10 protein-coding genes and 1 riboswitch are annotated in these 12,679 nt (G+C 74.6%); of the genes, 5 read left to right on the forward strand and 5 right to left on the reverse strand.

Going from position 1 to position 12,679, the window contains the following annotated elements:
- Window positions 1–52 precede the first annotated feature (52 nt).
- A complete protein-coding gene (locus tag BMW62_RS13420; RefSeq protein WP_091931357.1) occupies window positions 53–2,203 on the reverse strand; it encodes a methyl-accepting chemotaxis protein in 2,151 nt (716 codons plus the stop codon).
- A gap of 265 nt (window positions 2,204–2,468) precedes the next feature.
- On the opposite strand from BMW62_RS13420, the gene BMW62_RS13425 reads away from it, so the two are divergent.
- The 3 genes from BMW62_RS13425 to BMW62_RS13435 all read left to right on the forward strand — a co-directional run bounded on the left by BMW62_RS13425 (window position 2,469) and on the right by BMW62_RS13435 (window position 5,978).
- Window positions 2,469–3,494, forward strand: coding sequence for an ATP-dependent 6-phosphofructokinase (locus BMW62_RS13425; RefSeq protein ID WP_091931358.1), 1,026 nt, complete (start codon window positions 2,469–2,471; stop codon window positions 3,492–3,494).
- A 143-nt stretch (window positions 3,495–3,637) separates the two neighbouring features.
- Window positions 3,638–4,975, forward strand: a complete 1,338-nt coding sequence (locus BMW62_RS13430; protein ID WP_091931359.1) for a class II 3-deoxy-7-phosphoheptulonate synthase — start codon at window positions 3,638–3,640, stop codon at window positions 4,973–4,975.
- Complete coding sequence (locus tag BMW62_RS13435) at window positions 4,968–5,978, forward strand: threonine aldolase family protein (protein ID WP_091931360.1); 1,011 nt, start codon at window positions 4,968–4,970, stop codon at window positions 5,976–5,978. The genes BMW62_RS13430 and BMW62_RS13435 overlap by 8 nt, the downstream gene beginning before the upstream one ends.
- 177 nt (window positions 5,979–6,155) lie before the next feature.
- On the opposite strand, the gene BMW62_RS13440 is transcribed toward BMW62_RS13435, so the two are convergent.
- From BMW62_RS13440 to BMW62_RS13455, 4 genes are all read right to left on the reverse strand, one after another.
- A complete protein-coding gene (locus BMW62_RS13440; RefSeq protein ID WP_244524027.1) occupies window positions 6,156–7,052 on the reverse strand; it encodes a deoxyribonuclease IV in 897 nt (298 codons plus the stop codon).
- Window positions 7,053–7,056: 4 nt separating this feature from the next.
- Entirely contained in the window at window positions 7,057–9,039 is a 1,983-nt protein-coding gene (gene pknB, locus BMW62_RS13445) for a Stk1 family PASTA domain-containing Ser/Thr kinase (protein ID WP_091931361.1), read from the reverse strand.
- A 155-nt stretch (window positions 9,040–9,194) separates the two neighbouring features.
- Entirely contained in the window at window positions 9,195–10,658 is a 1,464-nt protein-coding gene (locus BMW62_RS13450) for a glycine hydroxymethyltransferase (RefSeq protein WP_091931362.1), read from the reverse strand.
- 23 nt (window positions 10,659–10,681) lie between these two features.
- Window positions 10,682–10,766, reverse strand: a riboswitch (ZMP/ZTP riboswitch).
- A 4-nt stretch (window positions 10,767–10,770) separates the two neighbouring features.
- Entirely contained in the window at window positions 10,771–11,907 is a 1,137-nt protein-coding gene (locus tag BMW62_RS13455) for an alpha-hydroxy acid oxidase (protein WP_091931363.1), read from the reverse strand.
- A 13-nt stretch (window positions 11,908–11,920) separates the two neighbouring features.
- Between BMW62_RS13455 and BMW62_RS13460 the strand changes: the two genes are divergently transcribed.
- Both BMW62_RS13460 and BMW62_RS13465 read left to right on the forward strand, forming a co-directional pair.
- Window positions 11,921–12,244 carry an Rv2175c family DNA-binding protein gene (locus BMW62_RS13460; protein ID WP_091931364.1) on the forward strand — a complete coding sequence of 108 codons (324 nt, stop codon included), beginning with the start codon at window positions 11,921–11,923 and terminating at the stop codon, window positions 12,242–12,244.
- Window positions 12,245–12,287: 43 nt separating this feature from the next.
- The gene (locus tag BMW62_RS13465; protein ID WP_091931365.1) at window positions 12,288–12,635 is read left to right on the forward strand and encodes a lycopene cyclase domain-containing protein; all 348 of its coding nucleotides are present in this window, start codon (window positions 12,288–12,290) and stop codon (window positions 12,633–12,635) included.
- The last annotated feature ends 44 nt before the right edge of the window (window positions 12,636–12,679 follow it).

A 12,679-nucleotide genomic window follows, 5' to 3' on the forward strand; every position in this document is an offset into this window, starting at 1 on the left:
CCGCTGCAGGGCCCCGCGCTGAGCCTGCGAAGCGTGGGGGGCAGCGGGGTCCTCATACGGTGAAGGCCCCCAGCAGCCGGTTGAGCTCCTTGGACAGCCCGTCGAGCTCCTGCGCCGCCGAGCGCGCCCGCTCGACGTCCGAGGCGCTGTCGTCGGCGTCCCTGCTCACCGAGGTGAGGGTGGTGGTGACGGCGCCGGCGCCCTCCGCGGCGGTGGCGACGCTGCGGCTGAGCTCGCGGGTGGTCGCCGTCTGCTCCTCGACGGCGCTGGCGATCGTCGTCTGGTGGTCGTTGATCGCCCGGACCACCTCGGCGATGCGCGAGATGGACCGGACCGCCTCCGTGGTCTCGGACTGGATTCCCTGGACCCGCTGGGCGATCTCCTCGCTGGCCTTCGCCGCCTCCTGGGCGAGGTCCTTGACCTCGTTGGCGACGACGGCGAAGCCCTTGCCCGCATCGCCGGCGCGGGCCGCCTCGATGGTGGCGTTGAGCGCGAGCAGGTTGGTCTGCTCGGCCACGCCGGAGATGACCTTCACGACGTCGCCGATCTCCGCAGAGCTCGCCCCGAGCGCGGCGATCGTCGTCTCGGTCGCCTCCGCGAGCGAGGCCGCCTGACGGCCGACCTCCGCCGCCTCGGCGGCGCTGCGGGCGATCTCGGTGATCGAGGCCCCCATCTCCTCGGCGCCGGCGGCGGCCGACGAGACGCTGCTGCTGATCTCCGACGCGACGCCGTGCGCCCCCTGGGCCTGGTCGCGGCTGCGGGAGGCGCGGTGCGCCAGCCCGTCGGCCACGGCCGACACCCCGGCGGCGGACGACGCGACCTCCTGGGCGCAGCGGTGGATGTCGCGCACCGTGCCGGCCACCTTGTCGACGAACCGGTTGAACGCGCCGGAGAGCTGCCCGACCTCGTCGTCGCGGGAGTCGTCCATCCGCTGGGTCAGGTCGCCCTCCCCGTCGGCGATCTCGGCCATGCGGTCGCGCAGGCGCGTCAGCGGCTGGGTGAGCCGGCGGCCGACCCACAGCGCGATCAGCCCGCCCACGACGGCGATCGCGAGCGCGGCGAGCACCATCGCCCAGACCATCGACGTGCGGCCCTCGGCCAGCGCGTCCGTGGCACCGGCGAAGTCGGCGTCGCGGGTGACGGCGGTGATCACCCAGTCCCACGGCGCGTAGTAGGAGACGCGGGCCGTCGTCGGGCCCTCCGCGGGGTCGACGTAGCGCACCGTCGCCTGCTCCCCGTCCTGCAGCGGGAGGGCGGCGTCGACGATCTGCTGCACGTAGGGGGCGCCCTCGGCGTCCGTGGTGTCGATCAGCTGCTCGCCGTCCTGCGCCCCGTCCGGGCTCACCAGGACGGTGCCGGCGCGGTCGCCGGTGCCGCCGTAGACCTCGATGTGGCCGTTCTCGCCGATGGTCGTGGACTCGAGGCCCTGGCGCAGAGCGGGCAGGTTCGTCTGCTTCACGCCGACGTAGAGCACGCCGACCACGTCACCGGCGGGGCCGAGGATCGGCTCGTAGGCCGAGACCAGCCACGAGTCGACGACGAACGCGTTGCCGCGGTAGGTCTGACCGCTGCTCACCGCGGCGGCGACCGGGTTGGGCTTCCCGTCGGGGTTGACGGCCGGGATGTAGGTGCCGATGGCGCGGGAACCGGAGGCGGCCTGCACGTTCGTCGCGACGCGCAGGAAGTTGCCCTCGGGCGTCTTCTGGAAGAGCGTCACGGTGGCGCCGACCATCGACATGATGTCGTCGACGACCGGGGTCCGGACGGCCATGTCGGTGTTCTGGCCCAGCCACTCGCCGCCGACCAGCACGCGGGGCAGGGCCACCGGGGTGACCTCGCCGTTCATCTGGTTCTTGGCGTCCCAGGTGACCGGGTTGCGGCCGGAGCCGTCGATGGCGAAGCCCCCGGACTGCTGCAGCACGTACCGCGCCGCGTTGAGGTCGTAGTCGACCTTCATCGCCGTCGACGCGCCCTGGGTGGCGACGAGGTCGTAGGCGCCCCGGGCGGCGCGGCTGATGTTCTCCTCGACGAGGGCGTCCATGTCCCGCGCGGCGTCGTCGGCGAAGCGGCTGCTCTGCCAGGCGCTGACACCGCCCATGGCCACGCCGGTCACGGCGACACTGGCGACGGCCAGCGCCACCACCTTGGTGCGGATGCCCGTGTTCGAGGGAACCACCCAGGAGGGCAGGTTCGTCCAGCGCATGTTCGGCCTTCCAGGTCGCTCGCGGCGGCAGGGAGCCGCCGTCCCCGACGCAATCGGCACTCCCGGGTCGATCCGGTACCGGAGCGGATGGTTCGTCACCTCCGCGTGCTGCGGAGGACCCCCGCTGTCATCGGCGCGACGGCCGCCGGCCCCTCCGGGGTGCCGGTGACGGCGACCGTGCGCGAAGGGCTGGACGAGGCGGTGACCTGCGGCATCATGTGCGGCACAACCCGGGTGCCGCCCGGTCGCTCCCGCGGAGGAACGCATGCGCATCGGCATCCTGACCGGGGGCGGCGACTGCCCCGGCCTCAACGCGGTCATCCGCGCCGTGGTCCGCAAGGGCGTCGGGCACGACGGCGACGAGGTGGTCGGCTTCCGCGACGGCTGGCGGGGTCTCCTGGACGGCGACGCCGTACCGCTGGACCTGGCGGCGGTGCGCGGGATCCTGCCCCGCGGCGGCACCGTCCTCGGCACCTCGCGCACCAACCCCTACGCGCTGGACGACGGCCCCGAGCGGGTGCTGTCCTGCCTCGACCGGTTCGGCATCGACGCGCTGGTCCCCATCGGCGGGGAGGACACCCTCGGCGTCGCCACCCGCCTGGCCGAGCGGGGGGTGCGCGTGGTCGGGGTGCCCAAGACCATCGACAACGACCTGGACGCCACCGATTACACGTTCGGCTTCGACACCGCGGTGGGCGTGGCGACGGAGGCGATCGACCGGTTGCACACCACCGGGGACAGCCACCACCGCACGCTGGTCGTCGAGGTCATGGGCCGCCACGCCGGGTGGATCGCGCTGCACGCGGGCATGGCCGGCGGGGCGAACGTCATCCTGATCCCCGAGCACCCGTTCGACGTCGACGCCGTCGTCGCGCACGTGCAGCACCGCTTCGACACGGGCTTCTCGCCGATCGTCGTCGTCTCCGAGGGCGCGCAGGCCGCCGACGGCGCCCTGACCGTGTCGGCCGGGCAGGCGGACGCGTTCGGGCACGTCCGCCTCGGCGGGATCGGCCCGGCGCTGGCCGCCCTGCTCGAGGAGCGGACCGGCCGGGAGTCGCGCGCGGTCGTCCTGGGGCACCTGCAGCGCGGCGGCACGCCCTCGCCCTTCGACCGCGTGCTGGCCACCCGCTTCGGGCTGGCGGCCCTCGAGGCGGTGCACGACGGGGAGGCGGGCGTCATGGTCGCGCTGCGCGGCACCGACATCGTGCGGGTCCCGCTGGCCACCGCCACCGCACGGCTGAAGCTCGTGCCGGCGGAGCGCTACGCCGAGGCCGAGGTCTTCTTCGGCTGACGCACCGGCGTCCCCGGCCCGCTCCCGGGTCCGGCGGCGGGCGTGCGGGTCGTGGGGAGGAGCGCCGGGTGCTCCCACCGATCGGGGACCGACCGCGGTAGATCGTTCCGGGACCGGCGGAGGCGCGCCGTAGGCTGGCACCCGTGAGCCTCCCCGAACCTGCCGAGCTGGCCCCCGGTCTGGACCGGTGGCGGGAGCTGCCCGCCGCCCAGCAGCCGCGGTGGCCCGACCGGGCCGCCCTGGACGCGGTGCTGGAGACCCTGTCCACGGTGCCGCCGATCGTCGCGCCCAGCGAGGTCGACACGCTGCGCGCGCAGCTGGCCGACGTCGCCCAGGGCAAGGCGTTCCTGCTCCAGGGCGGTGACTGCGCCGAGACCTTCGACCTCAACACCGAGCCGCACCTGCAGGCCACCACGCGCACCATGCTGCAGATGGCCGTCGTCCTCACCTACGGCGCGAGCGTGCCCGTGGTGAAGGTCGGCCGGGTGGCCGGCCAGTACGCCAAGCCGCGCTCGTCGGACACCGACGCCCTCGGCCTGCCGTCCTACCGCGGCGACATGGTCAACTCGCTGGAGCCGGTGCTCGAGAAGCGGATCCCCGACCCGAACCGGCTGGTGCGGGCCTACGCGAACTCCGCCGCCGCCATGAACATGATCCGGGCCTACGCCCGCGGCGGCCTGGCCGACCTGCACGCCGTCCACGACTGGAACCGCGACTTCGTCGCCAACTCCCCGGCCGGGGTGCGGTACGAGGTCATCGCCCGGGAGATCGACCGCGCGCTGGCGTTCATGCGCGCCTGCGGCATCGACTCCGACGCGCTGCGCGGGGTGGAGCTGTTCAACTCGCACGAGGCGCTGATCCTCGACTACGAGCGGGCGCTGCTGCGCATGCACGAGGGCCGCCCGTACGCGCTCTCCGCCCACTTCGTGTGGGTGGGGGAGCGCACCCGCCAGATGGACGGCGCGCACATCGAGTTCGTGTCGAAGCTCGCCAACCCCATCGGCGTGAAGATCGGGCCGACGACGACGCCGGAGCAGGCCACCGAGCTCGTCGAGCGGCTGGACCCCGACGGCGTCCCCGGCAAGCTGACGCTGATCAGCCGCATGGGCAACGGGAAGATCCGCGACGTGCTGCCGGGCATCGTGGAGAAGGTGACCGCGAGCGGCCACCAGGTCGTGTGGCAGTGCGACCCGATGCACGGCAACACCCACGAGTCCCCGACCGGCTACAAGACGCGCCACTTCGACCGCGTCGTCGACGAGGTGCTCGGCTTCTTCGACGTGCACCGGGCGCTGGGCACCTGGCCGGGCGGCATCCACGTCGAGCTGACCGGTGAGGACGTCACCGAGTGCCTCGGCGGCGCGATGGAGATCAGCGACGCGGACCTCGACAGCCGGTACGAGACCGCCTGCGATCCCCGGCTGAACACCGGCCAGTCGCTCGAGCTGGCGTTCCTGGTGGCGGAGATGCTGCGTGGCTGAGCTGATCGACCTGCGGTCGGACACCGTCACCCGGCCCACCGCCGGGATGCGCCGGGCCATGGCCGAGGCCGAGGTGGGGGACGACGTCTACGTCGAGGACCCCACCGTCCGTGCCCTGGAGGAGCGGACCGCGGCGCTGTTCGGCCACGAGGCCGCGCTCTTCGTGCCGTCCGGGACGATGGGCAACCAGATCGGCATGCGCCTGGTCTGCGAGCCGGGGCAGGAGGTCCTCTGCGACGCCGACGCGCACGTCGTCACCTACGAGATGGGCGCCGCGGCGGCGATCTTCGGGATCTCGACGCGCACCGTCGTCTCCTCCGGTGGCCGGCTGGACGCCGGGCAGTTGACCGAGCAGGTGCGGCCGAAGGACAACTGGCACCTGACCGCGACGGCGGCGATCGCGGTGGAGAACTCGCACAACCGCGGCGGAGGCCTGGTGCAGCCGCTGGACCAGCTGCAGGCGCTGTGGGACTGGTCGCGGCAGGCCGACGTCGCCGTCCACCTCGACGGGGCCCGGATCTGGAACGCGCACGCCTCCTCGGGTGTCCCGCTGTCCACCTACGGCGGGCTGGCCGACACCGCGTCGGTGTGCTTCTCCAAGGGCCTCGGGACGCCGGTCGGCTCGGTGCTGGTGGCGTCGGCGGAGCGGATCGCGACCGCGCGGCTCTGGCGGAAGCGGCTCGGCGGCGGGATGCGCCAGGTCGGCGTGCTGGCCGCGGCCTGCCTGTACGCCCTCGACCACCACCTCCCGCGGCTGGGTGAGGACCACGAGCACGCACGGCTGCTGGCGAAGCGGCTGGGGGTGGACCCGGCGACGGTGGAGACGAACATGGTGGTGCTCGAGGGCATCGAGGCACCGCTGGTCGCCGAGGCCGCGAAGGCCCGGGGTGTGCTGGTGAGCCAGGTCAGCGCCTCCCGCATCCGGCTGGTCACGCACCTGGATGTCGACCGGGCCGCCGTCGAGCGCGCCGCCGACGTCCTCGCGGAGCTGCTCGACCGCTGACGTCGTGCGCCGGGGCGCGCCGGCATTCCGCACCGCGCCGTGGCGTGCCGAGCGGTGTCCCGCAGACGGACATCCCGGCCGGGCGAACGTCCGCTGCAGGGACATCGCCCGGGGCTGCGCCGGCTCACAACCCGTGGGTGGTCACCTCACGCCCCGGGCGTCGCGGCGGTGGAGCGGTCAGTCGCCGATCAACGCGTTCAGCAGCTTGATGTCGCGGGCGTGGCCACCGCACGGGTCGCCGTCCCGCACGCTCGGCGTCTCCACGACCATGGGCACCCCCGCGGTCGTGCGGTGCCGCACCAGCTCGGCGAACGGGCCGGTGCCGTACGCGCCGGAGCCGATCAGCCCCTCCCCGATGGTCGTGTGCCGGTCGCGCCGGGACCCGCAGGTGTCGAGCGAGTCGTTCACGTGCACCAGGCCCAGCCGGCCGGGGCCGACGGTCGCCTCGAGCGCATCGAGGGTCGCCGACATCCCGCCGGGTGCGGCGAGGTCGTGCCCGGCGGCCCAGGCGTGGCAGGTGTCGAAGCAGACGCCGAGCAGCGGGTGGTGCTCCAGCGCCGCGAAGTACGGGCCCAGGTCCTCGACCGTGGCGGCCAGCGCCTTGCCGCCACCGGCCGTGGGCTCGACGAGCAGCCGCGGCCCGTCCGGGTCGGCGGCCTCCAGCACCGGCAGCAGCTGCTCGTGCAGCTGGCGCAGCGCCGGCTCGTAGCGGTCCTCGCCCACCGCGGAGCCGGCGTGCACGACCACCCCCTGGCACCCCAGCTGCGCCCCGCGCCGCAGGTTGTGCGCGATCGAGGCGATCGACTGCGCCACGGTCGCCTCGGTGGGGGAGCCGACGTTGACCAGGAACGGGGTGTGGATGAACGACGGGACCCCGCGCTCGGCGCACCCGGCGGTGAACAGGGCGTCCTGCCGCGGGTCGCCGTCGGTGAGCCGCCAGCCGCGCGGGTTGCCGACGAACACCTGCACGGCCCGGGCGCCGACGGCGTCGGTGTAGGGGAGACCGCCCTTGGCCAGGCCGCCCTTGATCTGGATGTGCGCGCCGATCGGCGGCACGGCGGAGGTGTTCGGCACGGACCTACCCGAAGCTGAGCAGGATGGTGACGGAGGTGCCGCGCTCGACCGTCTCGCCGGCGGCGGGGCTCTGCCGCAGCACCCGGTTGCCGAAGAAGCGGGTGGCCTCCACCTCGAGACCCGCCTGCTGCAGGATCGACGCGGCCTCGTCGCCGCCCAGGCCGACGACGTCGGGGACGGTGACCAGCGGGACGCCGGCGGAGACCTGGATGCGCACGGTGCTGCCGTAGGCGACCGGACCGGCCGCGGGGCCCGGCTCGACGGCCATGACCTCGCCCTGGTCGACCTGGTCGCTGCGCCCGTCCTCGATGCGCTCGACGACGAAGCCCAGGGCCTCCAGGTTCGACGTCGCCTGCTCGGGGGTCTGCCCGGTCACGTCGGGGACGGCGACCGGCGCCCGGCCCTGGCTGACCACGACGGTCACCACCTGGTCGCGCTTGAGCGCGGTGCCGGCGGCCGGGTCGAAGGCGACCACGTGGCCCGGGGGCACCTGGTCGTCGAAGGCCTCGCCGCGGGTGATCTGGATCGGCAGGTCCGCCTGCAGGCGCGCCTCCACCTCGTCGACGGGCAGGCCGACGAGCTCCGGTGGCACCGTGTAGCGCTCGGGGCCCTTCGAGACGACGACGCGGACGTCGGTGCCCCGGATGACCTCACCCGTCGCGGGATCGGTGGAGATCACGACGCCCGCGGGCACCTCCTCGCTCCACTCCTGGACCACCGGGTCGGGGTCGAGGCCGGCGTCCTGCAGCAGGTCGATGGCCGCGCTCTCCTGCTTGCCGGTCAGCGCGGGGACATCGGTCCAGCGGCCGGAGCCCAGCCACCAGCCGACGGCACCCACCGTCACGGCCATGAGCAGGACGACGGCGATCAGCAGCCGGGCGCGGCGCCGGCGGACGTGGTCGGGGACGCCGGGGCGCGGCCGGCCGGGAGCGGGCCGGCGGCCGTGCACGTCGGTGGTGGGCCCGGCACCCATGCCCGGCAGCGTGCTGGTGCGACCCGACCGCGCACCGCGGTCGGCGAGCACCGCGGTGCCGGGGTTGCTCGGGTGGCCGGGGCGGGGGCGGGTCGGCCGGTTGGTCGGCCGCAGCGTGCCGGGCCCGGCGCTCTGCCCGGTCGGCACGGGGACCGGCTCGATGCCGAGGTCGGTGCGGACGTCGTTCAGCTCGGCGAGGAACGCCCCGGCGTCCAGGGGCCGGCCGGCGGGGTCGCGCCGGGTGGTGCGGGCCACCAGCTCGTCGACCTGCCACGGCAGGCCGGGGACCTCGGCGGACGGCGCGGGGACGTCGTGGTGCACGTGCTGGTAGGCGACCGCCAGCGGGGTGTCGCCGCCGAAGGGCGGGTGCCCGGTGAGCATCTCGTAGAGCACGATGCCCGCGGCGTAGATGTCGCTGCGGGCATCGGCGCGACCGCGCTCGAGCTGCTCGGGGGAGAGGTAGGCGACGGTGCCGATCAGCACCCCGCCGGTCTGGCTGGTCTGCCCGGTGCCGACGACGGCGCGCGCGAGGCCGAAGTCGGCCACCTTCACCACGCCGTCGACGCCGATCAGCACGTTCTCCGGCTTGATGTCGCGGTGCACGATCCCGGCGCGGTGCGCGGCGGTCAGCCCGGCGAGCACCGGCTCCAGGACGGCGAACGACTCGGCGACGGTGAGCCGGCCGCGGGCGCTGAGCAGGTCGCGCAGCGTGCGGCCGCGCACCAGCTCCATGACCAGGAAGACCAGCCCCTGGTCGCTGCCCTGGTCGCTGACGCCGACGACGTTCGGGTGGCTGAGCATCGCCGCCGCGCGCGCCTCGCGGGTGAACCGGTCGACGAACGTCGGGTCGTGCGCCAGGTGCTCGGCCATCACCTTGACGGCGACGGTCTTGTGCAGCCGGAGGTCGGTGGCCGCGTAGACGGTGGACATGCCGCCCCGCGCCACCCGCTCCTCGAGGCGGTAGCGCCCCTCGAGAACGAGGCCGACCACGGGGTCGGTCACGGCGGTGTCCACACGGCCGAGTGTAGGAGCGACGAGGGCGCTGGTCGCTCCACGACGCGGCGAGGGGGATCACCGGGGCGCCTGTGACGCGTGGTCGGGGTGCGGCACATCACCCCGGCCACCCTCCCGTGACCCGCCGCGGACCTGCGCGCCACGGGAGGTGCGGCTTAGGCGAGGTCGAGGCCCGGGTACAGGGGGTGCGCCGCCAGCAGTTCGGCGGCGGCCGCGCGGGTGCGCTCGGCGACCCCGTCGGCGACGACGTACTTCGCCCGCGACGCGCCGCCGTCGCGCGTGGCGGTCGGCGTGGTGGCGGACAGCACGTCGACGATCAGCTCCGCCGTCCGGTCGAACTCTCCCGAGCCGAAGCCGCGGCTGGTGAGCGCCGGGGTGCCCAGCCGGATGCCGGAGGTGTACCAGGCCCCGTTCGCGTCGGCCGGGACGGCGTTGCGGTTGGTGACGATGCCGGCGTCCAGCAGCGCGGACTCCGCCTGGCGGCCGGTGAGCCCGAACCCGGTGACGTCGACGAGCACCAGGTGGTTGTCGGTGCCGCCGGTGACCAGCCGGGCGCCGCGCCTGGTCAGCCCCTCGGCCAGGCCCTGCGCGTTGTCGGCCACCGCCTGCGCGTAGCCCGCGAACTCGGGACGCCGGGCCTCGGCGAACGCCACCGCCTTGGCGGCCATGACGTGGGGGAGGGGGCCGCCGAGCACCATCGGGCACCCGCGGTCGACGGCGTCGGCGAACTCCGGCTGCGCGAGCACGAAGCCGCCGCGCGGGCCGCGCAGGGACTTGTGGCTGGTGCTGGTGACGATGTGCGCGTGCGGCACCGGGTCGAAGTCGCCGGTCAGCACCTTGCCGGCGACCAGGCCGGCGAAGTGCGCCATGTCGACGACGAGCGTGGCGCCCACCTCGTCGGCGATCTCGCGCATCGCCGCGAAGTCCACCCGCCGCGGGTAGGCCGAGTAGCCGGCCACGAGGACCAGCGGCCGGAACTCGCGCGCCCGGGCGCGGACCGCGGCGTAGTCGAGCAGCCCGGTGGCGGGGTCGGTGCCGTAGGAGGACTGCTCGAACATCTTGCCGCTGATGTTGGGCCGGAAGCCGTGGGTGAGGTGGCCGCCGGCGTCCAGCGACATGCCGAGCATCCGCTGGTCGCCCAGCGCGCGGCGCAGCGTCGCCCAGTCGGCGTCGGTGAGGTCGTTGACGTGGCGGGCGCCGGCCTGCTGCAGGGCGGGCAGCTCCACCCGCTGCGCGAGCACGGCCCAGAAGGCGACCAGGTTGGCGTCGATGCCCGAGTGCGGCTGGACGTAGGCGTAGGGCGCGCCGAACAGCTCGCGGGCGTGCTCGGCGGCGAGCGCCTCGACGGTGTCGACGTTCTGGCAGCCGGCGTAGAAGCGGTGCCCGACCGTGCCCTCGGCGTACTTGTCGCTGAACCAGTTGCCCATGGTGAGCAGCACGGCGGGGCTGGCGTAGTTCTCGCTGGCGATCAGCTTCAGCGAGCCGCGCTGGTCGGTGAGCTCCTGGCTGATCGCGTCGGCGACCCGGGGCTCGACGGCCCCGATGACCTCCAGGGCGCTGCGGTAGGCGGCCGAGGCGGCGGCGCCGTCGAAGGAGTGGGTGGTGCGGGCTGCGGTCATGGGGGCTCCTGCGCAGGACGACGGTGAGGTGCCCAGGCGCACGGCGACGGTGGTGCGGGCCGCTCCCCGGTGGTGGTCCACCTCGACGCGCCAGTCACGGCCCTCGGAGAGGTTATCGCGCCGCCACCACGGTGTCGGCGGGCACCGACCGGACGTCGTCCAGCCCGCACAGCACCATCGTGTGCTCGAGCTCCTCGGTGAGCCCGGCGAGGACCCGGGTCACGCCCGCTTCGCCGCCGGTGGCGAGCCCCCACACGACCGGTCGGCCGAGGAAGACCGCCGACGCGCCGAGGGCGAGCGCGGTCAGCGCGTCCGAGCCCGACCGGATGCCGCCGTCGGCGTAGACCTCGACCTCCTCGCCCACGGCCTCGACCACCTCGGGGAGCGCCTGCGCGCTGCTGATCGCCGGGTCCACCTGCCGGCCCCCGTGCGTGGTGACCCAGACGGCGGCGGCGCCGGCCTGCACGCAGCGGATGGCGTCGTCGCCCCGGAGCACCCCCTTCACCACCACGGGCAACCCGGACAGCTCGCCGAAGCGGGCGATCTCGTCGAAGGTCCAGGTGCCGGTGGCCAGGCCGTCCAGCGTCGGCTCCTCGCCCTCCGGCGGCCGGTTCGCCATCCGCACGCCGGCGCGGTGCACGAAGTCGTGCCGCAGGTCGCGGCGGCGGCGCCCGAGCAGCGGGACGTCGACGGTGAGGACCAGCGCCCGGTAGCCGGCGTCCCCGGCGCGGCGGGCGAGGTCGTCGGTGTGCCGCTCGGAGTGCAGCCGGTAGAGCTGGAACCACTTCGGGCTCGCGGGCGCGACGGCGGCGACCTCCTCCAGGCTGTGGTTCGCGCTGGTGGACACGGTCATCAGGGCGCCGGTGGCGGCGGCGGCCCGGGCGGTGGCGAGCTCACCGTCGGGGTGCGCCATGGCCTGGTAGGCCCAGGGGGCGATGCCGATCGGGGTGCGCACCGGGCTGCCCAGCAGCTCGGTGCCGAGCGCGGCGGTCGTGGTGCCGCGCAGCACCCGCGGCCGCAGCCGCCACGCCCGCCAGGCGGCCGTGGCCTCGCGCATCGTCGTCTCGCTCTCGGCGCCGCCGGCGTAGTAGTCGTACACCGGTGCGGTGAGCAGCTGCCGCGAGCGGGCCTCCAGCTCCGCGAAGTCCACGAAGGGCGGTTCCGCGCGGGGCTCCTCGGCGACCTCGGCCGCCTCGTCCCGCCCGCTCGTCCCCGGTACCGGGCTGCTCGCTGGTCCGCCGCTCGCCATAGGCTGACACTCTATGGACACGCTCACCCCCGCGGAGGTCGCCCAGCTGCTGGGCACCTCGCCCAACCGGGTCCGGCAGCTGCTGCGCGACCGGAAGCTGATGGCCGTCCCCGGCAGCGGGAACGGCAAGATCCCCGCCGCGTTCGTGCAGGACGGCGCGGTCCTCAAGCACCTGCCTGGGCTGCTGACCGTCCTGCGCGACGGCGGGTTCAGCGACGAGGACGCCTTCGACTGGCTCTTCCGCGAGGACGAGTCGCTGCCCGGCACCCCGGTGCAGGCGCTGCGCGACGACCGGCACACCGAGGTCACCCGCCGGGCCCAGGCGCTGGCGTTCTGAGCCGGGTGCATCCGGGGGCGGCGCGGGAACGGAAGGCCGACCCGTGGAGCAGCTGACGTACCTGGGCCTGCTGGCCGGCTGCCTGGTGGTGACCGCGCCGCTGGAGCTGGTGCTGGGCGTGCGCGTGTACGCCCGTTGGCGGCGGCTGCTGCTCGCCGTCCTGCCGGAGTTCGTCGTCTTCGTCAGCTGGGTGCTCTACGCCATCGCGCAGGGCCACTGGGACTACTCGGCCGAGCGCACCGTCGGCGTCCGGCTGCCCGGCGGGATCCCGGTGGAGGAGATCCTGTTCTTCCTCGTCGTCCCGCTGTGCTCGGTGCTGGCGCTGGAGGCGGTGCGGAAGGTGACCGGCTGGGACGCGGGCTATCCCGCCGAGGAGGCGGAGGCGAGGTGAGCTACAGCGCCCTGGCGGTGACCGCGGTGATCGCCGTCCTCGTG

The organism is Blastococcus sp. DSM 46786 (genome assembly GCF_900109665.1).
In the GTDB taxonomy this organism is placed as follows: domain Bacteria; phylum Actinomycetota; class Actinomycetes; order Mycobacteriales; family Geodermatophilaceae; genus Blastococcus; species Blastococcus carthaginiensis.